The organism is Limnohabitans sp. B9-3 (genome assembly GCF_002778325.1).
In the GTDB taxonomy this organism is placed as follows: Bacteria; Pseudomonadota; Gammaproteobacteria; order Burkholderiales; family Burkholderiaceae_C; genus Limnohabitans; species Limnohabitans kasalickyi.
In genome coordinates, this window is sequence record NZ_NESI01000007.1 from 67,734 (window position 1) to 88,492 (window position 20,759).

General features: G+C 59.5%; 19 protein-coding genes. 8 read left to right on the top strand and 11 right to left on the bottom strand.

Annotated features, from left to right (window positions below; translation table 11 throughout):
* Positions 1–5 precede the first annotated feature (5 nt).
* Genes B9Z42_RS11650 through B9Z42_RS11665 form a run of 4 tightly spaced genes read left to right on the top strand, consistent with a single transcriptional unit; the run spans position 6 to position 5,126 of the window.
* Positions 6–1,196, top strand: coding sequence for an acyl-CoA dehydrogenase family protein (locus tag B9Z42_RS11650; RefSeq protein WP_100133568.1), 1,191 nt, complete (start codon positions 6–8; stop codon positions 1,194–1,196).
* Positions 1,193–1,999 carry an enoyl-CoA hydratase/isomerase family protein gene (locus B9Z42_RS11655; RefSeq protein WP_100133569.1) on the top strand — a complete coding sequence of 269 codons (807 nt, stop codon included), beginning with the start codon at positions 1,193–1,195 and terminating at the stop codon, positions 1,997–1,999. Before B9Z42_RS11650 ends, B9Z42_RS11655 begins: the two co-directional genes overlap by 4 nt.
* A complete protein-coding gene (locus B9Z42_RS11660) occupies positions 1,996–3,972 on the top strand; it encodes a biotin carboxylase N-terminal domain-containing protein (RefSeq protein ID WP_100133570.1) in 1,977 nt (658 codons plus the stop codon). The genes B9Z42_RS11655 and B9Z42_RS11660 overlap by 4 nt, the downstream gene beginning before the upstream one ends.
* Positions 3,969–5,126 carry an acyl-CoA dehydrogenase family protein gene (locus tag B9Z42_RS11665; protein WP_100133571.1) on the top strand — a complete coding sequence of 386 codons (1,158 nt, stop codon included), beginning with the start codon at positions 3,969–3,971 and terminating at the stop codon, positions 5,124–5,126. The genes B9Z42_RS11660 and B9Z42_RS11665 overlap by 4 nt, the downstream gene beginning before the upstream one ends.
* Here B9Z42_RS11665 and B9Z42_RS11670 read toward each other — a convergent pair whose 3' ends face one another.
* The 7 genes from B9Z42_RS11670 to B9Z42_RS11700 are packed head-to-tail and all read right to left on the bottom strand — an operon-like array spanning position 5,127 to position 13,067.
* Entirely contained in the window at positions 5,127–6,383 is a 1,257-nt protein-coding gene (locus B9Z42_RS11670) for an MFS transporter (RefSeq protein WP_100133683.1), read from the bottom strand.
* Between the two features lie 24 nt (positions 6,384–6,407).
* Positions 6,408–7,574, bottom strand: a complete 1,167-nt coding sequence (locus B9Z42_RS11675; RefSeq protein ID WP_100133572.1) for an ABC transporter substrate-binding protein — start codon at positions 7,572–7,574, stop codon at positions 6,408–6,410.
* 36 nt (positions 7,575–7,610) lie between these two features.
* The gene (locus B9Z42_RS11680; RefSeq protein WP_100133573.1) at positions 7,611–9,467 is read right to left on the bottom strand and encodes a long-chain fatty acid--CoA ligase; all 1,857 of its coding nucleotides are present in this window, start codon (positions 9,465–9,467) and stop codon (positions 7,611–7,613) included.
* Positions 9,468–9,470: 3 nt separating this feature from the next.
* Complete coding sequence (locus tag B9Z42_RS11685; protein WP_100133574.1) at positions 9,471–10,283, bottom strand: ABC transporter ATP-binding protein; 813 nt, start codon at positions 10,281–10,283, stop codon at positions 9,471–9,473.
* Complete coding sequence (locus B9Z42_RS11690) at positions 10,280–11,110, bottom strand: ABC transporter ATP-binding protein (RefSeq protein WP_100133575.1); 831 nt, start codon at positions 11,108–11,110, stop codon at positions 10,280–10,282. The genes B9Z42_RS11685 and B9Z42_RS11690 overlap by 4 nt, the downstream gene beginning before the upstream one ends.
* On the bottom strand, positions 11,107–12,183 hold the full coding sequence (locus tag B9Z42_RS11695; protein WP_100133576.1) for a branched-chain amino acid ABC transporter permease: 1,077 nt from the start codon (positions 12,181–12,183) through the stop codon (positions 11,107–11,109). The genes B9Z42_RS11690 and B9Z42_RS11695 overlap by 4 nt, the downstream gene beginning before the upstream one ends.
* An 8-nt stretch (positions 12,184–12,191) precedes the next feature.
* Complete coding sequence (locus B9Z42_RS11700) at positions 12,192–13,067, bottom strand: branched-chain amino acid ABC transporter permease (RefSeq protein ID WP_100133684.1); 876 nt, start codon at positions 13,065–13,067, stop codon at positions 12,192–12,194.
* Positions 13,068–13,235: 168 nt separating this feature from the next.
* On the opposite strand from B9Z42_RS11700, the gene B9Z42_RS11705 reads away from it, so the two are divergent.
* From B9Z42_RS11705 to B9Z42_RS11720, 4 genes are all read left to right on the top strand, one after another.
* Complete coding sequence (locus B9Z42_RS11705; protein ID WP_100133577.1) at positions 13,236–14,627, top strand: acyclic terpene utilization AtuA family protein; 1,392 nt, start codon at positions 13,236–13,238, stop codon at positions 14,625–14,627.
* Complete coding sequence (locus tag B9Z42_RS11710) at positions 14,624–15,007, top strand: hypothetical protein (RefSeq protein WP_100133578.1); 384 nt, start codon at positions 14,624–14,626, stop codon at positions 15,005–15,007. Before B9Z42_RS11705 ends, B9Z42_RS11710 begins: the two co-directional genes overlap by 4 nt.
* Positions 15,008–15,178: 171 nt before the next feature.
* Entirely contained in the window at positions 15,179–16,381 is a 1,203-nt protein-coding gene (locus B9Z42_RS11715; RefSeq protein ID WP_100133579.1) for an ammonium transporter, read from the top strand.
* Between the two features lie 193 nt (positions 16,382–16,574).
* Positions 16,575–17,030 carry an RNA-binding protein gene (locus B9Z42_RS11720; RefSeq protein ID WP_100133580.1) on the top strand — a complete coding sequence of 152 codons (456 nt, stop codon included), beginning with the start codon at positions 16,575–16,577 and terminating at the stop codon, positions 17,028–17,030.
* A 61-nt stretch (positions 17,031–17,091) separates the two neighbouring features.
* Here the strand turns inward: B9Z42_RS11720 and lptC are convergent, their stop codons facing one another.
* Genes lptC through mnmE form a run of 4 tightly spaced genes read right to left on the bottom strand, consistent with a single transcriptional unit; the run spans position 17,092 to position 20,756 of the window.
* The gene (lptC, locus tag B9Z42_RS11725; RefSeq protein ID WP_233203626.1) at positions 17,092–17,757 is read right to left on the bottom strand and encodes an LPS export ABC transporter periplasmic protein LptC; all 666 of its coding nucleotides are present in this window, start codon (positions 17,755–17,757) and stop codon (positions 17,092–17,094) included.
* Positions 17,754–18,299, bottom strand: coding sequence for an HAD family hydrolase (locus tag B9Z42_RS11730; protein WP_100133581.1), 546 nt, complete (start codon positions 18,297–18,299; stop codon positions 17,754–17,756). Before B9Z42_RS11730 ends, lptC begins: the two co-directional genes overlap by 4 nt.
* Entirely contained in the window at positions 18,299–19,303 is a 1,005-nt protein-coding gene (locus tag B9Z42_RS11735) for an SIS domain-containing protein (protein WP_100133582.1), read from the bottom strand. The genes B9Z42_RS11730 and B9Z42_RS11735 overlap by 1 nt, the downstream gene beginning before the upstream one ends.
* 28 nt (positions 19,304–19,331) lie before the next feature.
* Entirely contained in the window at positions 19,332–20,756 is a 1,425-nt protein-coding gene (gene mnmE, locus B9Z42_RS11740) for a tRNA uridine-5-carboxymethylaminomethyl(34) synthesis GTPase MnmE (RefSeq protein WP_100133583.1), read from the bottom strand.
* Positions 20,757–20,759 lie beyond the last annotated feature (3 nt).

Consider the following 20,759-nt stretch of genomic DNA (forward strand, 5'->3'; position numbering starts at 1 on the left):
ACACCATGCAATACACCCACGAACACCGCGAGATCCAGAACACGCTCAAGCGTTTTATCGAAGCCGAGATCAACCCCCATGTGGACGAGTGGGAGGCGGCCGAGATTTTTCCGGCGCATGAGGTCTTCAAAAAGATGGGCAACTTGGGCCTGCTGGGCCTGACCAAGCCTGAGGCTTACGGCGGTGCGGGGCTGGACTATTCATACAGCATGGCCATGGCCGAAGCGCTGGGCCACATCGACTGCGGCGGCATCCCCATGGCCATTGGTGTGCAAACCGACATGGCCACGCCCGCCTTGGCACGCTTTGGCAGTGATGAATTGCGCGCACAATTTTTGGCCCCGGCCATTGCGGGCGACATGGTGGGCTGCATTGGCGTGAGCGAGCCGGGTGCGGGCAGCGATGTGGCGGGCATCAAAACCGTAGCCCGCAAGGACGGTGACGACTACGTCATCAGCGGTCAGAAGATGTGGATCACCAACAGCTTGCAAGCCGACTGGATGTGCATGCTGGTCAACACGGGTGAAGGTCAGAGCGGAGCGGGCAACAATCCGCATAAAAACAAAAGTCTCGTCATGGTGCCCATGCGCGAGAACGGCAAGCTGCTGCCCGGCATCGAGGTGGGCAAAAAGATCAAAAAAATCGGCATGAACAGCAGCGACACCGGCCTGATTTATTTTGACGAAGTGCGGGTGCCGCAACGCTACCGCATCGGCGCCGAGGGCCAAGGCTTTATCTACCAGATGCAACAGTTCCAAGAAGAGCGCCTGTGGTGTGCGGCCAGCACGCTGCAGTCGTTGACCAACTGCATCCAGTGGACGGTGGAATGGGCGCAAGAGCGCAAGTTGTTTGGATCAACTCTGGCCGACCAGCAATGGGTGCAGTTCAAGTTGGCCGAGCTCAAGGCCGATGTGGAGTGCCTGCGCGCCCTGACTTACCAGGCCTGCGAACACTACATCGCGGGCGAAGACGTGACCGAGTGGGCCACCATGGCCAAGCTCAAAGCAGGACGCCTGAACCGCACCGTGCCCGACACCTGCCTTCAGTTTTGGGGCGGCATGGGTTTCACCTGGGAGAACAAGGTCTCGCGCATGTACCGCGATGGCCGCTTGGCCTCGATTGGCGGCGGGGCCGACGAGGTCATGCTGGGCATCCTGGCCAAGATGATGGGCATTGCCAAGCGGCCCCAAAAATGAGCCAGGCTTTATTGATCGAGCGCCAGGGCGCAGTCGAGACCTGGACCCTGAACGACCCAGCCACACGCAACGCCTTGAGCGATGCGGTGGTGGACAGCTTGCTGCAAGCCTGCACGCGGGTTGCTGCGGACTCCACACTGCGCATCGTGGTGCTGACCGGCGCAGGCGGTGCCTTTTGCGCGGGCGGCAGTTTGGGCGGCTTTGCCAGCCTGATCGGCCAGCCCTTGCAGGAAGGGCAAACCGACCCACTGCTGGCCATGAACCGCGGATTCGGTGACCTGTTGCATGCCCTCTCTGCCCTGCCCCAGTTGCTGGTGTGCCGGGTCGATGGCGCGGCCATGGGCGGCGGCTTTGGCCTGGTGTGCTGCGCCGACCATGTGGTGGCCACAGCGCGTTCGGTACTGGGCACGCCCGAAGTCACGCTGGGCTTGCCGCCTGCGCAGATTGCGCCATTCGTATGGCAGCGCCTGGGCGAGAGTGCAGCGCGTCAATGTCTGTTGCAAGGTCTGAGTTACAACGCGGCCCAAGCGCTGCAAGTGGGCTTGGTCAATGAAGTGGTCGAGCAGAACAGCGACGAAGCTTGGCAAGCCATTTTGCAGCGCCTCATGCGTGCAGCACCCGGCGCGGTGTCCAGCACCAAACAACTGCTGCGGCAGCTGCGTGGCCCGGTGCCTGATTTGCGCGATGCCGCTGCACAAGCTTTTGCGCAAGGCTTGCGCAGCGCCGAAGCCGCGCAAGGTCTGGCCGCGTTTGCACGCAAACAGCCTGCGCCCTGGACTTTGAGCCAAGAGAAACAACCATGAGCAGCAACCTCCCCACCCGCGTCACCCGCCTGCTGATTGCCAATCGGGGCGAGATCGCCCGCCGCGTGATCCGCACTGCCCGCCACATGGGCATCCAGACGGTGGCCGTTTATTCAGACGCCGACCGCGAGGCGCTGCATGTGCACGAAGCCGACACCGCCGTCGCTTTGGGCGGCACGCTGTCCGCTGACTCGTATTTGCGCGTCGACAAACTGCTGGCAGCAGCAAAGGCCACCGGGGCCGATGCGGTACACCCGGGTTATGGTTTTTTGAGCGAGAACGCCGAATTCGCCCAGGCCGTGATCGACGCGGGCCTGACCTGGGTCGGGCCGCCTCCTGAAGCCATCCGCGCACTGGGCAGCAAGTCGGCCGCCAAAGCACTGGCCCTTCAGCACGGCGTGCCCTGCCTGCCGGGCTACTTTGGCGCGGACCAAAGCGATGCCACCTTCACTGCACAAGCTGAGCAGTTTGGCCTGCCGCTGATGGTGAAAGCCGTGGCCGGGGGCGGCGGGCGCGGCATGCGCTTGGTGACCGACATGGCCCAACTATTGCCCGCCTTGCACAGCGCACGTTCGGAAGCCCTGGCCGGTTTTGGCAACGGCGATTTGCTGATGGAGCGCGCCTTGCTGCGCCCCCGACACATCGAGGTGCAGATCATGGCCGACACACAAGGCCACTGCATTCACCTGGGTGAGCGCGACTGCTCGGTGCAGCGACGACACCAAAAAATTATCGAAGAATCGCCCAGCCCGGCGGTGACGCCCGCGCTGCGCGAGCAGCTCGGGCAAGCGGCCATCGCACTGGCCCAATCGGCGGGCTATGTGGGCGCGGGCACGGTCGAGTTTTTGCTGGATGAAGCCCAGGCCGACAAACCTTTCTATTTGATGGAGATGAACACCCGCTTGCAGGTGGAACACCCCGTCACCGAAATGCTCACGAGACTTGACTTGGTGGAGTGGCAACTGCGCATCGCACGCGGTGAAGCTCTGCCGCTGGCGCAAGCCGATGTGCAGCTGCAAGGCCATGCCATCGAAGTGCGCTTGTGCGCCGAAGACGAACACTTCACCCCGCAGACTGGCACGGTGCAAGCCTTTGCAGCGCCTGAGGGCTTGCGCTTTGACCATGCGCTGCATGTGGGTGCGGTGGTCACGCCGCACTACGATTCGATGCTGGGCAAGCTGATCGCCCACGCGCCCACACGCCGCGAAGCGATCGATCGCCTATGCGCAGGCCTGCACCAAACCACGCTGCTGGGCTTGCCGACCAACCGGGCGTTTTTGGCCGCTTGTTTGCAACACCCCACGTTTACAGCAGGCGAGGCTCTGATTCCGTTTTTGGCCGAACAAGCCGACATGGTGCGCAAACGCCTGCAAACCCATGGCGACGCACGCACCGTGGCCGTGCTGGCTGTGCTCTACGCAATCCAAGCGCCCGCAGCCGCGATGCCCAGCCCGTTCATGCGACCCGTGCGCATGGGCCTGGGTGAAGAGGTCTTGGCGCTGAGTTTGCAGGAGCTGGGGCAAGGGCAAGTGCGCGTCCAAATGGGCGACACCACACACGAGGCCCGCATGCACCGCAGCGGCGATCTGCTGCACATCACGCTGAACGGCCGCCTCTGGCAAGCCCGCGCTGTAGCCTGCACGGGTGCGGTCCAGCGCTGGCATGTGCAACTGCAAGGCCCCGAATGCGTGGAGCTGTGGCTCACCGACCAGAGCCACAACCCGCCCAGCACAGGTGCCAGCGCACAAGCCGCGCAGTCGCTGCGCGCGCCCTTCAACGGCAAGCTGATCGCGCTGCATGTGCAAGAAGGTCAACAGGTCAAGCAAGGCGAAGCCGTGCTGGTCATCGAGTCGATGAAGCTCGAACACATTTTGTGCGCACCACGCGATGCGGTGGTGCACAGCCTCTCGGCCAGCGTGGGCCAACAAGTCGCACCCGGCCAGGTGCTGGTGCAATGGAGGGACGCCACATGAACACCGCTGATTTCACAACAGAAGATTTGCAAAGCCTGCAAACCACGGTGGAGCGCTTTGCCAAACAGGCCGTAGCCCCGGATGTGCCCGCGTGGGAAGAAGCAGGTCAATTCGACCGCAGCCTCTACAAGCAAGCCGCCGATCTGGGCCTGCTGGGCCTGGGCTACCCCGAGCATTTGGGCGGCACGCCAGCCCCTTGGCGCGCACGCAACCTGCTGTCGCAAACCCTGGCGCGATACGGCGGCAGCGGTGGCGTGATGGCCAGCCTGTTTTCACTCAACATCGGCCTGCCGCCGGTCATGACGCACGGCAGTGCCGAGCTGCAGGCCGAAGTGGTGCCACCCGTTTTGCGCGGCGAGCGCATCGCGGCGCTGGCCATCACCGAGCCTGGTGGCGGCTCGGACGTGGCCGGCTTGCGCACCACCGCACGCACAGACGGTGCGGACTACGTGATCGACGGCGAAAAAGTCTTCATCACCTCAGGCCTGCGCGCCGACTGGATCACGCTGGCGGTGCGCACCAACCCGGCCAGCAAGGGCGCCAGCGGCATCTCCATGGTCGTGGTGCCCGGTGACACGCCCGGCATTTCGCGCACGCGCTTGCACAAGATGGGCTGGCACAGCTCGGACACTGCGCAGCTGCGTTTTGACGGCGTGCGGGTGCCCCAACGTTACCGTCTGGGCGACGAAGGTGCGGGCTTCAAGATGATCATGGGCAACTTCAATGGCGAGCGCCTGGCCATGTCGGCCATGGCACTGGGTTTTGCTGAGGCTTGTTTTGACGAAGCGCTGGACTGGACACGCCAGCGCCAGACCTTTGGCGCAGCTTTGATCGAGCGGCAGGCGATTCGCCACAAACTGATGGACATGCAGATGCGCATCTCGTCCACCCAGGCTTGGGTAGACGCGGTCACCCAGCAAGCCGATGCAGGTCAGACCGGTGCCGAGTGGGTGGCCCAGGTGTGTCTGCTGAAAAACCACGCCACCCAAACCATGCAGTTTTGCGCCGATGCCGCGGTGCAACTGCTGGGCGGCATGGGCTACATGCGCGGCACCGTGAGCGAGCGGGTTTACCGCGAAGTGAAAGTGATGATGATCGGCGGCGGGGCCGAAGAGATCATGAAAGAGTTGGCCGCGAAGCAGTTAGGAATTTGATCAGGCCGACGACGCAGGGGATGCACTGGCTTCACTCGCCTGACGCCGCACCCGCCAGAACAACCAGCCCGCGATGGACAAGTTCAGCAAATTCCAAGCAATGCCATTGAGAAAAGCGGCCTTGTAGCTACCCGTCACATCAAACACCCAACCGGACAACCAACCGCCCAACGCCATGCCCACCAGCGTGGCCATGATGACCGCGCCCACCCGGGCACCGGCTTCGTTTGGATCAAAGTGCTCACGGACGATGATGGCGTAAGAGGGCACGATGCCGCCCTGAAACAACCCGAACATGGCCGAGATCACATACAAGGGCACCATGCCGTCAAAGGGCAAAAACAGCAACAACGCCACCCCTTGCAAGGCCGAACCAAGCAACAAGGTGCGAATGCCCCCAATACGGTCGCAAATCACGCCCGACACAAGACGACTGACGATGCCGCATGCCAGCATCAGAGACAGCATTTGCGCGCCGCGCGCGGCACCAAAACCCAGATCGCTGCAATAGGCCACGATGTGCACCTGCGGCATGGACATGGCCACGCAGCAAGCCACGCCAGCCACGCACAGCAGGAACTGGGCAAGTGCGGGGCGCAGGCCAAACGGGCGACTGCGATCCACCTCGCTAGCCACATTTCCCGCAGGGGCCAGCGACACCAGCGGTGGACGTTGGCGCATGCGCAACGACAAAATCAGCATCCCCAAACCACAGACCAGCCCCATCAGCACATAAGTCTGGCGCCAACCGATGGTCTCGATGCCATGCTGCACGATAGGAGGCCAAAGGGCACCCGCGATGTAATTGCCACTGGCACAAATCGCGACGGCAATGCCGCGCCGACGGTTCCACCACAACGCGGTGTCGGCCAACAGAGGCGCAAACGTCGACGAGCTACCAATCAAGCCCAACAAGCCATGCGCCAAACCAAAGGCCCAAATGCTGTCGGAAGATCCCGCCCAAAAAAAGCCGCCGCACACCGCAGCCGCACCGACCCACAGCACGGGCATCAACCCATGGCGATCGGCCAAACGCCCAGTCCAGAGACCGCCCACACCCAGACACACCATCATCAGTGTGTAGGGCAAAGACGCATCGGCCCGGCCAATGCCGAATTCGGCTTGGACAGCAGGCAACACGACAGAAACCACGTACATGCTGCTGTTGCCCAGCACGACCAGGCCCAACGTGACCAGCAGCCGCCAAGCCGCCTCACGGGAATCGATGAGCGACGGATCGGCGGGAGAGGTGTTCATCATGCAGCACGCACGCTGCGCGACTTACTTGGCTTTTGGATAGTCAGATACAACTTTCCAGCGACCGTCTTGAATCTGAGACATGCGCGAAATGTTGCTGCCCAGACGCTTGGTGGCACTGAAGGTCATTTCAGGACTGCCGAACATGTCAGAGGGCAACTTCATGGTGTCCATGGCTTTGATGAACGTTTCGGTGGTCAGATTGGCACCGGCTTTTTCCGCCGCACGCAGGTAGGCGTCCACCGCGTTGTAGCCATACACCGAGAACACGGTGGGGTCTTCGTTGAACTTGGTTTTGTACTTGTTGGCCCAGAAACGGATGTTCTGTGCGGCTTCGTCCAAATAAGGGTGCTGCACTGTCATGGTGGCGTAAAAGCCGTTCATGGGAGCGCCGCCGAGCTTGTGGATCAAGTCGGTGTAGGACGCACTAGAGCCGATGAACGTGGGGTTGAAGCCCAAGCGACGCGCTGTGGCAACGCCACCAATGGTTTCACGGATGATGGTGCCCATGACCACAAAATCGCAATTGGAAGACGCCAGTTTTTGCATTTGCGAGGAGAAGTCGGTCGCGCCACGTTTGTAGGTGGTGACTTCGGCGAACTGCAAACCCGCGTCTTTCAGGCCCGCTTCAGCACCGCGGAACACTTCCAAACCGAACTCGTCGTCTTGGTACATGGCGCAAATTTGCTTGGCGCCCTTTTCCTTGATCAGGATTGGCACGGATTGACGCATCTGGTCAAAGTAGGTGGCCGCAAACGAATACTTGAGCTTGTGGAAAGGCTCATACATTTCACGCGCAGCCGTCACGGGAAAGAAATTGACCACGTTCTTTTGGAACTGCACAGGCATGGCCGCCATGTTTTGCGCTGTACCAATGTGGGCGACCATCGCAAAAATCTTGTCTTGGTTGACCAACTTCTGGGCTGCCAGCACCGCACGGCGAGGGTCGTAACCGGAGTCTTCGACCAGCAGCTTGACCTTGCGGCCACCGACGCCATCTTGTTCGTTGGCTTCATCGACGCGCAGCATCATGCCCAAGCGCACTTGCTTGCCAAAACCCGCCAGCGGTCCCGACAAATCTTGAATCGACCCGATCACAAGTTCGTTTTTGGTCACGCCTTGCGTTTGGGCCATCGCCGCACCGGCGGTGAAGGCCATCGCGGCTGCGATCAGACTGAGTTTGATTTTCATGGGTTTGTCTCCTGTTGAAAGTGAAAGGTGAATCGGTCAGCGGTACATCGCTTCAATTTGCGACGCGTACTTTTGTTGAACCAGTTTGCGCTTGAGCTTCATGGTGGGGGTTAACTCTTCGTCTTCGGCGGTGAGTTGCGTCTCCAGCAGCCAGAATTTCTTAATCTGCTCGACACGCGCAAATTTCTTATTCACCCGCTCAAGCTCGTTTTGAATCAGGTCCTGCACCTCCGCCGAGCGGGTCAAGCTGGCGTAGTTGGAGAACGGCACGTCGTTGTCTTGCGCAAATTTTTCAACGTTTTCTTGGTCAATCATGACGATCACCGTGAGGTAGGCCCGTTTGTCGCCAATCACCACCGCATCGGTGATGTAGGGCGAGAATTTCAATTCGTTTTCCAACTCGCTCGGGGTGATGTTTTTGCCGCCTGCTGTAATGATGATGTCTTTCATGCGGTCGGTGATGCGGAAAAACCCTTCCTCATCGACCACGCCCACATCGCCGGTGTGCAGCCAGCCGTCGGCATCAATCGTTTCAGCGGTTTTTTCGGGCAGGTTCAGATAACCCATGAAGACGTTGGTGCCGCGCACCAAAATTTCACCGGTCAATGGGTCGAGCCGTACCTCGTTGAAATCGGCAGCCGGGCCGATTGAGCCGGGCTTGATGTGATCGGCTGGCACACCGGTGGCGGCACCACAGGTTTCGGTCATGCCCCAAACTTCCAGCATGGGCAGGCCCAACGCCAAATACCAACGCACCAGATCGGGCGAAATAGGCGCTGCGCCCGTCACCAGAAATCGAGCACGGTGAATGCCGATCATCTTGCGTACGTTGTTGAGCGCCAGCCAGCGCGCCACATGAAAGCGCAGTTTCAAATGGGCGGGTACAGGCTTGCGCGCCAGCACCAACTCAGCCACTTGCTGACCCACACCAATGGCCCAGCCATACACCGACTGCTGAAAGCCACCGGCTTCCTTGAGCGCAATCATGACGCCGGAATAAAACTTCTCCCACACGCGCGGCACACCGGTGAATACGGTGGGCGCAATCTCGCGCACGTTTTCGGGCACGGTTTCAGGGTTCTCGACAAAGTTCAATTTGGCGCCGGTGTAGAGCGAAAAATACTCGCCGCCCATGCGCTCAGCAATGTGACACAGCGGCAAGAAACACATGCATTCATCGCGCTCGTCGCGGGCAATCAGCGTGTTGTAGCCGCGCACGCTGTGGACCAGCCCACGGTGGTTGTGCATCGCCCCCTTGGGCTTGCCAGTGGTGCCCGAGGTGTAGACCAAAATGGCCAAGTCTTGCGGTTGGCAGGCCCGTGTGCTCTGAGCCAGCAGGTCGGGATGGGCCTTCAGGTGCTCACGGCCTAAGGCGCGCAAGTCATCGAGGCTGATGACCTGTGGATCATGGAACTCGCGCAGCCCGTCCATGTCGAACACCACGATCTTTTTGAGCAAGGGCAATCTCTCGCGCACGGCCAGCGCTTTGTCCAGCTGCTCGTCGTCTTCCACAAACAAGAAAGACGTGCCCGAGTCTTCACTCAGGTAGTGCACCTGATCGGCCGCATCGGTGGGGTAAATGCCGTTGGACACACCGCCTGCGCTCAGAACGGCCAAGTCACACAAGACCCATTCGATGTTGGTGTTCGACAAAATGGAGGCGGTGTGCTGGGCCTCAAAACCCAGTGACATCAAGCCGTGGCCAATTTCGCGCACCGCCTCAGCCGTTTTGTTCCAGGTCCAGCTACGCCAGATGCCCAGCTCTTTTTGGCGCATCCACACGTTGGGTCCGCGAACGGCTACAGCGTTCCAGAAAATGGCGGGAATGGTCTCGCCCGCCATGACGATGTTTTTATTGGGCTGGATGCCCGAGGCGTCCCAGAGGTTGCTCATCTCTTATCTCCAGGTTTTCTTCTTTTTCCAGCGGCGATCGGCACGCACGCCCTCTTCCTTGAGACCCAAATAGAACTCCTTGATGTCGTCCTTTTCACGCAAGCGGGCACAGGTGTCTTCCATCACGATGCGGCCGTTTTCCAACACATAACCGTAATCAGAGGCATTGAGCGCCATGTTGGCGTTTTGCTCCACCAGCAAGAGGGTGGTGCCGCGTTCGCGGTTGATGCGCACGACGATCTCGAAAATTTCTTTGGTCAACTTGGGACTCAGGCCTAAGCTGGGCTCGTCGAGCAAGATCAGATCGGGGTTGGCCATGAGGGCGCGGCTGATCGCCAACATTTGTTGCTGGCCGCCAGAGAGCAAGCCCGCGTCTTGTGCGGCACGCTCGCGCAAAATCGGGAAGTAGTTGAACACCGCCTCCATGTCGCGCGCCACGCCATCGCGGTCGTTGCGGGTGTAGGCGCCCATCAACAAGTTGTCGCGGATCGACAGCAGCGGGAACACCTCGCGGCCTTCGGGCACATGCATCAGACCGCGCTGCACAATGTGGGCGGGGTCCATGGCGGTGATGTTTTGGCCTTTGAATTCGACCGATCCCTTGCGCGGATCAATGATGCCGCTGATGGTTTTGAGGATGGTGGTTTTGCCAGCCCCGTTGGATCCGAGCACAGTGGCGATCTCGCCTTTTTTGACCTGCAAGCTCACGCCACGGATGGCCTTGATTGGGCCGTAGGCGCTTTCCACGTTGAGCAACTTCAAGACGATGTCTTCATGGCCAGCGTTGTGGCCGACCTCATTCACGACGTGATTCATGCGGCCTCCGCTTTGTCGTTTTCGCGGCGCAAGCTGGACACATCGTCCACCGTGCCCAAATAGGCCTCAATGACACCGGCATCGCTTTGCACCTGGGCAGGCGTGCCGGTGGCCAGTTCTTGGCCTTGGCTCATGGCCAACACGCGGTCGGACACTTTGGACACCAAGCCCATGTCGTGCTCAACCATCAGCACCGTGATGCCCAGCTCATGCTGGATGTCGGAAATCCAAAACGCCATGTCGTCGGTTTCTTCCACGTTCAAACCCGATGAGGGCTCGTCAAGCAACAGCAGCTTAGGCTCGGTGCACAAGGCACGAGCCAGCTCGACCACTTTGCGCACGCCGTAAGGCAAGCCCGCCACCATCGAGTCGCGATGGTGTTGCAAATCAAGGAAGTCAATCACTTCTTCGACTTTTTCACGCGCCTCGATCTCGGCGGCGCGGGTTTGGGCACTGAAAAACATCTCGCGCCACACACCGGTTTTGCGGTGCGTATGACGACCAATCAGCAGGTTTTGCAGCACGGTGGCGTGCTCGAACAGCTCGATGTTCTGAAACGTGCGGGCGATGCCCAGGCCGGCGATGTTGTGCGGCGGCTGATCGGTCAGACGCAATGTGCCAATCGGACCGGCATAGTCGATCACACCGGTGGTCGGGGTATAGATGCGACTGATCAGGTTGAACACCGTTGTTTTGCCCGCGCCATTGGGGCCAATCAGGGTGAAGACTTCGCCGCGCTTGACGTCGAAGCTGACGTTGTTGACGGCCAGTACACCGCCAAATCGCACGCTCAGGTTCTGAGCAGAAAGGAGGATGTCGTCGTTCATTTGAGGCGGTCCGACTTTTGGAAGGATTTTTGGCGCTTGAACAGGCCACGGCGGTAAAACGGGAACAGCTGGAACCAGGTGCGCACCTTCAGCCAGCGGCCATACAAGCCCATGGGCTCGAACAGCACAAAAGCAATCAACACCATGCCATAGACCGTGCCTTGCAAGCCCGTGGCACCACCGATAGCGGCGGGTAAAAAGTCTTTGCCCATGGCGATGAGTTGGGGCATGACGATCAAAAAGATCGCACCCAAAAACGCACCGTGCACCGAACCCAAACCGCCAATGACCACCATCAACAACAAGTCAATCGACTGAATGATGCTGAATTGGTCGGGCGAGAGAAACTGAATTTTGTGCGCATACAAAGCGCCACCAATCCCCGCCAACGCCGCCGACAAGGCAAATGACAAGGTCTTGTAGCGGGCCAAATGAATGCCCATGCTTTGCGCCGAAATTTCGGAATCACGGATGGCCACAAAAGCCCGTCCGGTGGACGAGCGCAGCAAGTTGAGAATGCCCAACGTGGCCAACACCGTCACCACCAGGCACAGGAAATAAAACGACTCGGTGCTCTCCAAGGTCCAGCCCATCAACGCGGGCGGGCTGACGCTCAGGCCCGCATTACCGCCCGTCATGTGCTCCCACCGGGCAATGCCCTCTTCGACGATGAAGCCAAACGACAAGGTGGCCATGCCCAGATAAATGCCTTTGACGCGCAAGGCAGGCAAACCGACGACGACACCCGCCATCGCTGAGAACAAGCCTGCACACAACAGTGCCAACGGAAAAGGTACACCCGCATTCACCATCACTGCTTCGGTATAGGCGCCCACACCCAAAAAGGCCGCATGCCCCATGGAGAACAATCCGGTGAAGCCCGCCAGCAGCATCAGCCCAAGGCCCACGACGGCGTAGATCAGCACAAACGTCAATTGGGCCAGCCAGTATTCGGCCAGCACCCAGGGCGCGGCCACCAAAAACAGCGCCAACAAGCTGTACCAAAACACATGGCCGCCGTGCTTGGCCAGCGTGATGTCTTGGTTGTATTCGGTTTTGAAAATAAATCGCATGCTCGGCCTCAGACTTTCTTGCGCAGTTTTTCGCCGAACAAGCCATTGGGCTTGAGCACCAGCATGAGCAAGACCACGATGTAAGGCGCAATGTCTTTCACGCCCTCAGGCAGGTAAAAACCAGCCAGCGACTCGACGATGCCAATCACCAGACCACCCACGATGGCACCCGGCAAACTGCCAAACCCCCCCACGACCGCCGCCGGAAAAGCCTTCAGGCCAATAAAACCCATGTTGGCGTGAACAAACGTGATGGGCGCCAACAGCAAGCCCGCGACCGCAGCCACGCCCGCTGCCAAACCCCAAACCAGACCGTTGAGACTTTGCACCGGAATGCCCATGTAATAAGCCGCCAACTGGTTCTGCGACGAAGCCTGCATGGCAATGCCCAGTTTGCTGTACTTGAACATGGCAAACAACCCCAAACACAACACGGCGGTGAATGCGATGACCACCAGTTGCTCGGCAGCCACCACCAGCGCACCCATTTGCAAAACCTGCCCGGCATAGGGCACGGGCATGGTGTGTGTGTCGGTGCCCACATTGGGGATCATGGTGATCAGGCCACGCAGCAAATAGCCCACGCCAATGGTGAGCATCACGATGGAGAAAGCAGGCTGGCCCAAGATGGGGCGAATGACCAGGCGCTCCAGCACTACGCCGAACACCCCCATGGCCACGATGGCCGCGGGCACAGACACCCAAAACGGAAAGCCCAGCCATGTCATGGCGGCCAAGCCCGCGAAGGCGCCGACCATCATCAGATCGCCTTGGGCAAAGCTCACCGTTTCAGTGGCCTTGTAGATCAGCACAAAACCCAAGGCGATGAGTCCGTAAATACAGCCTTGGGCCACACCGCTGATCAGCAGTTGCAGCAATTGCACACGTGTCTCCTTCTTTGTTTTTTTATCGTTCAGCGCCAGCTGCTTTGGAGCCGGTGGTTGACACCTCAGCCATTTGCGAACGGTCGTGCTATTTTGGGTGTCTTTCGCGGGACTCAACCTAGGGGTTGACCCGATCCACCGTCACGCAGGTGGCATCAAGATGGCGGCATGACAGCATCCATACGCATTGGTTCAGGACTGGGCTTTTACGGCGACAACTGGGAGCCCGTGGTCGCCAGCATCGAGCGCGGCAATGTGCAGTACATCGCCAGCGACCACTTGGCCGAACTGACTTTGGCCATCTTGCAAAAAGACCGCCAACGAGACCCGACGTTGGGCTACGCGCGAGACGTGGTGCCCATGCTCATGCGCCTGTGGCCCTTGATGCAGGCACGCGGCGTGAAGTTCGTCTGCAACGCGGGCGGCTTGAACCCCATGGGTGCAGCACAGGCTGTGCGCGCCGCTTTGGCAGGCCAAAGCTGGCAGCCGCGCATAGCGGTGGTGTCTGGCGACGATGTGCTGCCCCTGTTGCACGAGGCGCAAGCTGAGTTTGATCACATGATGAATGGCACGCCCGTGAGCAACGTGCGCGAGCGCTTGGTGTTTGGCAACGCTTACCTAGGCGCACAACCCATCGTCGATGCACTCGCGCAAGGGGCAGACATTGTGATCACCGGACGTGTGGCCGATGCGGCCTTGTTCCTCGGTCCTTTGGTGCATGAATTGGGCTGGAAGCTCGGCAACGCGAACACACCTGAGGACTTCAACCGCTTGGCCCAAGGCCTGACCGTGGGGCATTTGCTGGAATGCTCGGGGCAGGGCAGTGGCGGTAATTTTGGTGACCAAGGGCACTGGCAAAGCATTCCTGACCTCGGCCACATCGGCTACCCGATTGCCGAAGTTTTTGCCGACGGCACGGCCGTCATCACCAAAGCGCCAGACACCGGTGGGCTGGTGAACTTTGACACCGTGCGCCAACAATTGCTCTACGAGGTGCACAACCCACATGCGTATTTTTCGCCGGATGTGGTGCTCGACATGGGGCAGATTCAGCTACACGACGAAGGCCACCACCGTGTGCGCGTGACCGGCGCACAAGGCCGCCCACCCACCGACCAACTCAAGGTAGTGGCAGGCTTCAAAGACGGCTTCAAGGCCGACATCACCTGGGGCTTTTCATGGCCCGATGCATGGGACAAAGTGCAAACGGCCGAGCGCATCATCCGCGAGCAACTGCGCGAAAGAAAAATCCCCTTTGACGAGTTGTTTGTGGAATACCCCGGGCTCAATTCAGCGCATGGCGTATTGGCACCTTTACCGCCACCCGCTGAGCTCAATGAACACAACGAGATCTGGGTGCGCATGGTGCTGCGCACGAGCAGCAAAGCGGCCGCCGACGGGTTTGGTCGCCTTTTTCCGTGGATGGCCTTGAGCGGGCCCGCCTACACCTGCGGCTTTCAGGGTTTGAACAACACCAGCGAACTCCTGGGCATCTGGCCCACCTTGATTTCGCGACAGCGCGTTCAAGCACGCGTTGAGATGCTGGAGGTGCAGGGATGAACACGACACGACGCATACCGCTGGTGCAACTGGCCCACGCCCGCAGCGGCGACAAAGCCGACTGGGTGGACTTCGGCCTGTTTGCGTGGAACGAAGCGGGCTACCGCATCATCGAACGCGAAGTCACCGCCGCCACCGTAAAGGCCCATTTCGCCCCTTGGCTTGACGGCCATGTTGACCTCTGGCTGCTGCCCAATATTCTGGCCATCAAACTGGTCTTGCACGGTGCCTTGCAAGGCGGTGGCGCACGCAACCTGCGTTTGGACAACCTCGGCAAAGCCATGGGTGCTGCGCTATTGCGCATGGAAATCGAAGTCAGCGCCGACGAGCTTGCGCAAGCGCAACAGAGCCCCAGAATGGGCAGCTGGCCAAAGGCGTGAAGTTCAACGCCATCTCTGGATAGTCGGCCACAGCTTTAGTACCTAGGCAGAGCATCCCCAATTTGTGGCAACCATCTTTGCTTTGGTGCATTTTTTGCTTTTATCCGGTGCGTCACCCATTTACGGGTGAAAAATGCACCAAAAAAGAACATCAACGACAAGGAAAGAGTTATGGACGCACACAAACAGGGCGCAGATGCTTTGTTCATTCTGCTAGGCGCAATCATGGTGCTGGCCATGCACGCCGGTTTTGCATTTTTAGAGCTAGGCACGGTTCGCAAGAAAAACCAAGTGAACGCACTGGTAAAAATCTTGGTGGACTTTTGCGTGTCCACCGTGGCTTATTTTGTGGTGGGCTATGGCGTGGCGTATGGCGCGAGTTTCATGGTGGGCGCTGAATCGCTGGCCGACAAAAACGGCTACGAGCTGGTGAAGTTTTTCTTCCTGCTGACATTTGCCGCTGCCATTCCGGCCATTATTTCGGGCGGTATTGCGGAGCGTGCCAAGTTTTGGCCTCAATTGATTGCGACCGGCGTGATTGTGGGTTTTGTGTATCCCTTCTTTGAGGGCATTGCTTGGAACCAGCACTTTGGCTTTCAAGCATGGCTCAAAGAATTGACCGGCGACGAGTTTCATGACTTCGCAGGCTCGGTGGTGGTGCACGCCGTGGGCGGCTGGATTGCGTTGCCCGCTGTGCTGCTGCTAGGTGCACGCAGCAACCGTTACCGCAAAGACGGTGCGATTTCAGCGCACCCACCTTCGAGCATTCCGTTCCTCGCGTTGGGCGCCTGGATTTTGATCGTGGGCTGGTTTGGCTTCAACGTAATGAGCGCACAAACTCTGGACAAGATTTCGGGTTTGGTGGCCGTTAACTCGCTGATGGCGATGGTGGGCGGCACGCTGGTGGCGTTGCTACTGGGCAAGAACGACCCAGGCTTTGTGCACAACGGCCCTTTGGCTGGCTTGGTGGCGGTGTGTGCGGGCTCTGACTTGATGCACCCCATGGGCGCGTTGGTAGTGGGCGGCGTGGCCGGTGCCATTTTTGTGGTGATGTTCACGCTCACGCAAAACAAGTGGCGCATTGACGATGTGTTGGGCGTTTGGCCACTGCACGGCTTGTGCGGTACGTGGGGCGGCATTGCAGCGGGCATTTTTGGCTCACAGTCGCTGGGCGGCTTGGGCGGTGTGAATTTAACGGCGCAACTGGCAGGCACGGCACTGGGTGTGGTGTGGGCGTTGCTGGGCGGATTTGTGGTCTACGGCGTGCTGAAAATGACGCTGGGATTGCGCATGAGCCAAGAAGAAGAATTTGAAGGCGCTGACTTGTCGATCCACAAGATCAGTGCGTCGCCAGACCGCGAATCGAGCTGGTAAGCCGCATGAATTGTGGTTTTTCCGCGAATTATTCGTGCGAATACTGGAAAACGCTTGGTTTTATGGGGTGCTTGTGCCCCATAATGGCCTTCGCCATGTTGATACCTGAGTTTTAACGTGGTGTATTTGGTGATCGGTCAGTTTCGGTTCGGGACTCCATCGCTTTGTTTTTGTGTTTTAAGGAGTCCCTTCCATGGGCAATAAATTGTACGTCGGCAACCTGCCGTATTCGGTTCGCGACAGCGACCTCGAGCAGTCATTTGGACAGTTCGGTACTGTGACTAGCGCTAAAGTCATGATGGAGCGCGATACAGGTCGTTCTAAAGGTTTTGGCTTTGTCGAAATGGGCAGCGATGCCGAAGCTTTGGCAGCTGTCGAAGGCATGAACGGCGCACCTTTGGGTGGTCGTAGCCTCGTGGTGAACGAAGCCCGTCCGATGGAGGCACGTCCTCCTCGCACTGGCGGCGGTGGCTACGGTGGTGGCGGCGGCGGTGGCGGCTACGGTGGTGGCGGTCGCGAAGGCGGCGGTGGCGGCGGCGGTTTCCGTAGCCCCTACGGCGGCGGCGGTGCTGGCGGCGGCGGTGGCCGTAGTGGTGGCGGCGGCGGCGGTGGTCGCGGCGGCTTTGGCGGCGGTGGCAACAGCTACTGATCTGCTTCACTGCACATCAAAAAGGCTCCCTCGGGAGCCTTTTTTTATGCCGCAGTTTCTTTTAAGGTTTGGGCTGAACGGCTTTTGCAGAAGGAGGCGTCAAGGTGCCACGCACACGCCCCTTCAACTCCAGCACGCGGTCCAAGTTGTCGTACACCATGCTGTCTGCTGTGAATCGGTCGCCATTGCCGCGCACCATTTCGACTGGCAAGTGCGAGCGCACGTTTTCGGTGTTGGCGAAGATGTGTAAAAAGTCGCTGCGCAGTTCGGTGCGAGGCAAGGTGACACCTTGAGAGGTTTGCAGCGCTTCGCGGATGACCTGGGCTTTTTTGAAAAGCTGCGCCTCAGAACCATCTGCGTTGATGACGCCGCGTTCAGCTTGAGAAATAGTCAAGCGGCCATCTGACCCGTAAGCACGAATATGCGGGTGGTCAATCTCTAGTGTGTCGGTGTCTGGGTAATGCCGGCCTTCTACCCCTAAGATTTCACTCTTGAGTTTGCCGTCAGCACCAAAGACGCGCACCGAAAAGTCGCGCATGAAGTAGTCGGGTACGTGGCGGGGGGCTGCCTCTAATTCGACCTCGGCCAGTAGAGGCGTGTTGCGTACCAACCAGTAGGTGGACATGGCCATGAGCCCCATTAAAAAGATGGGAAAGTAAACCGCAAGGCGGTCCCATGTTTGACGCAAACGCATCCACAGGGAGCAAGACATGGGCACTTGGCTCATGCGAGGTAGGCCTTCAGCAACTCGGCGTAGCGTCCCGACGCGACCAACAGCACATCACAAAACTCACGCGCAGCCCCATGACCGCCCTCGCGTTGGGTGACGTAATGCGCGATGGCTTTGACTTCAATATGGGCATTGCTGGGGGCGCAAGCAAAAGCGGCGCGCTGCATGACGGGCAGGTCAGGCCAATCGTCACCAATGTGGGCGGCTTGCGACCAGTCAAACCCCAGTTGCGTCAAGATTTCTTGCGCTGCGGGAACTTTGTCTTCGGTGCCGTAGCGCACATGCTCGATGCCCAAGGCTTTGAGCCGCGCACGCAAAGGCGCACTGTCACGCCCGGTGATCACGGCAGGGGTAATGCCTGCTTTTTGCAGCATCTTTAAGCCGTGACCGTCTAAAGTGGAAAAGCGCTTGAGGGTTTCGCCGCTGTCGGTGAAGTACAAACCGCCATCGGTGAGCACGCCGTCCACGTCAAAGAAGGCAACGCGCACGCCTTGGGCGCGCAGCAACAGAGAAGGGTCGATGTTGAGGGCGGGTGTCATCAAATCACCTTCGCACGCATCAAGTCATTGGTGTTCAGAGCCCCGCAAAGTAGCCCTTGCGCATCGACCACCAGCACGCTGGTGATGCGGTGCAACTCCATCAACTCCGCCGCTTCTGCGGCCAACGCTGTCGCTCGAACGGTGCGTGGCTGGACGTGCATGACTTGCTCCGCGGTGAGCTGACGCATGTCCGTGCCTTTTTCAATCAGGCGGCGCAAATCGCCGTCGGTGAACACGCCCAAGACCGTGCCTTGTGCGTCCACGATGGCTGAGGCACCCAAGCCTTTGGCGCTCATCTCTCGCATCAGTTCGCTGAAGGTGGCGGTTGGCAAGACCTGCGGCACGTTGTCGCCGCTGCGCATCACGTCGCTGACGTGTGTCAGCAAGCGTCGACCCAAAGAACCACCAGGGTGTGAGCGCGCAAAGTCTTCGGCTCGGAATCCGCGTGCATCGAGCAAGGCCACAGCAAGGGCATCACCCAAAGCCATTTGTGCGGTGGTGCTGGCAGTGGGGGCCAAATTCAGCGGGCAAGCTTCTTTGGCCACCGCACTGTCGAGCACGATGTCGGCATGCTTGGCGAGGGTCGATTGCGCGCCGCCGGTGATGGCGACCAAGGGCACGCCTTGGCGTTTGAGCACGGGCAAGATGGCAGCAAGTTCGTCGCTCTCGCCGCTGTTAGAAATGGCGATCACCAAGTCGCCGTCTTTGACCATGCCCAGGTCGCCGTGGCTGGCTTCGGCGGGGTGCACAAACATGGCGGGTGTGCCGGTAGACGCCAAGGTGGCGGTGATTTTGCGTCCCACATGGCCACTTTTGCCCATGCCCATGACGACCACACGGCCGCTGACTTTGAGAATGGCACGCACGGCCAACACAAAGCTGGGGGACAAACGGTCGCGCAAGTCGCGCACAGCGTTGGCCTCAATCTCCAGCGTGTCGTGAGCCAGTTGCAGAATGCGTTGGTCGTCCACGGGCGCGTTGGTGGTAGCGTGAGTTTGGGTCATGGCTTGATTTTATCGGTCAGGTGCCGTTTTACTTGCCGATGCAAAAGCTAGAAAAGATCACGCCCAGTAAATCGTCCGACGAGAACTCACCGGTGATGGTGTTGAGCGCGTTTTGACTCAAACGCAGTTCTTCAGCCAACAAATCTAAGGCTGGAACTTTGGCTAACAAACAGGCGTTGGCTCGGTGCAAATGTGTGTCGACTTCACGTAGCGCTTGGACATGACGTTCACGCGCCATGTAAAGCCCCTCGGCGCTGCCGCCTTGCCAGCCCACCACGTTCAGCAACTGCTCGCGCAAAGCCGGTAAACCCTCACCTGTTTTGGCGGACAGGCGCAGCGTGAGACGTGTGGCGTCAGAAGGCACCGCACCCTCGCTGGCATCGGCCTTGTTCCACACATGCAACACAGGCACATGCGCGGCCACGGTTTGCTGCAAAGTCGCTTCGATGTCAGCGTCCGCACCCTTGTATGTTTCGTCACTTTGACGCGTGAGGTCGTGCAAAAACAAAACGGCATCCGCTCGGCCAATTTGGTCCCACGCGCGTGCGATGCCGATGCGCTCCACTTCGTCCACGTCGGGGTGGTCGCGCAGTCCGGCGGTGTCGATGACGTGCAGGGGCACGCCTTCGATTTGAATGGTTTGTTGCACGACGTCACGCGTGGTGCCCGCAATGGGCGTGACGATGGCAAGCTCTGCGCCCGCCAAAGCATTGAGCAAGGAGCTTTTACCGGCGTTGGGTTGACCCGCAATCACCACGCGAATGCCCTCGCGCAGCAACGCGCCTTGACGGGTTTGTTGCGTCACACGCAAGAGGTTGGCTTGCAGGCGATCGAGCTGTCCTTGGGCATCGGCTTGCTTTAAAAAGTCGATGTCTTCTTCGGGAAAGTCCAGCGTGGCCTCGACCAACATGCGCAGGTGAATCAAGGCATCACGCAGTTGATGAATTTCGGTGGAAAACTCACCGGCGAGCGATCGGCTGGCACTGCGCGCCGCCGCTTCGGTGCTGGCGTCGATCAAGTCGGCAACGGCTTCAGCTTGGGCCAAGTCGAGCTTGTGATTCAAAAAGGCGCGCTGGGTGAATTCACCGGGTTGTGCCAAACGCAGGCCGCGCAACAAAGGGCGCTGCTCGGCGTCCCGTTGTGCGGCGACGTCTAAACAACGTGCGAGCAAGAGTTGAAGCACCACGGGCCCACCATGGGCTTGAAGTTCTAGCACGTCTTCACCGGTGTAGCTGTTGGGGCCGGGGAAGTGCAAGGCCAATACATGGTCAATGGGTGTGCCATTGACATCGGCAATGGGCAGGTATGTGGCTTCACGCGGCTTGAGGCTGCGGCCACACAAGGCCTGCACCAGCGGGCTCAAGCCTTTGCCACTGAGCCGCACGATGCCGACCGCACCTCGACCGGGCGCTGTGGCAATGGCAATGATGGAGGCGTCGTGTTGTGAAAGCATGGG

What these genes read in the sequence shown, in the direction of transcription:
- B9Z42_RS11650 (WP_100133568.1), top strand. Translation starts at nt 6, where the DNA reads ATGCAATACACCCACGAACACCGCGAGATCCAGAACACGCTCAAGCGT.
- B9Z42_RS11655 (WP_100133569.1), top strand. Translation starts at nt 1,193, where the DNA reads ATGAGCCAGGCTTTATTGATCGAGCGCCAGGGCGCAGTCGAGACCTGG.
- B9Z42_RS11660 (WP_100133570.1), top strand. Translation starts at nt 1,996, where the DNA reads ATGAGCAGCAACCTCCCCACCCGCGTCACCCGCCTGCTGATTGCCAAT.
- B9Z42_RS11665 (WP_100133571.1), top strand. Translation starts at nt 3,969, where the DNA reads ATGAACACCGCTGATTTCACAACAGAAGATTTGCAAAGCCTGCAAACC.
- B9Z42_RS11670 (WP_100133683.1), bottom strand. Translation starts at nt 6,383, where the DNA reads ATGAACACCTCTCCCGCCGATCCGTCGCTCATCGATTCCCGTGAGGCG.
- B9Z42_RS11675 (WP_100133572.1), bottom strand. Translation starts at nt 7,574, where the DNA reads ATGAAAATCAAACTCAGTCTGATCGCAGCCGCGATGGCCTTCACCGCC.
- B9Z42_RS11680 (WP_100133573.1), bottom strand. Translation starts at nt 9,467, where the DNA reads ATGAGCAACCTCTGGGACGCCTCGGGCATCCAGCCCAATAAAAACATC.
- B9Z42_RS11685 (WP_100133574.1), bottom strand. Translation starts at nt 10,283, where the DNA reads ATGAATCACGTCGTGAATGAGGTCGGCCACAACGCTGGCCATGAAGAC.
- B9Z42_RS11690 (WP_100133575.1), bottom strand. Translation starts at nt 11,110, where the DNA reads ATGAACGACGACATCCTCCTTTCTGCTCAGAACCTGAGCGTGCGATTT.
- B9Z42_RS11695 (WP_100133576.1), bottom strand. Translation starts at nt 12,183, where the DNA reads ATGCGATTTATTTTCAAAACCGAATACAACCAAGACATCACGCTGGCC.
- B9Z42_RS11705 (WP_100133577.1), top strand. Translation starts at nt 13,236, where the DNA reads ATGACAGCATCCATACGCATTGGTTCAGGACTGGGCTTTTACGGCGAC.
- B9Z42_RS11710 (WP_100133578.1), top strand. Translation starts at nt 14,624, where the DNA reads ATGAACACGACACGACGCATACCGCTGGTGCAACTGGCCCACGCCCGC.
- B9Z42_RS11715 (WP_100133579.1), top strand. Translation starts at nt 15,179, where the DNA reads ATGGACGCACACAAACAGGGCGCAGATGCTTTGTTCATTCTGCTAGGC.
- B9Z42_RS11720 (WP_100133580.1), top strand. Translation starts at nt 16,575, where the DNA reads ATGGGCAATAAATTGTACGTCGGCAACCTGCCGTATTCGGTTCGCGAC.
- lptC (WP_233203626.1), bottom strand. Translation starts at nt 17,757, where the DNA reads ATGAGCCAAGTGCCCATGTCTTGCTCCCTGTGGATGCGTTTGCGTCAA.
- B9Z42_RS11730 (WP_100133581.1), bottom strand. Translation starts at nt 18,299, where the DNA reads ATGACACCCGCCCTCAACATCGACCCTTCTCTGTTGCTGCGCGCCCAA.
- B9Z42_RS11735 (WP_100133582.1), bottom strand. Translation starts at nt 19,303, where the DNA reads ATGACCCAAACTCACGCTACCACCAACGCGCCCGTGGACGACCAACGC.
- mnmE (WP_100133583.1), bottom strand. Translation starts at nt 20,756, where the DNA reads ATGCTTTCACAACACGACGCCTCCATCATTGCCATTGCCACAGCGCCC.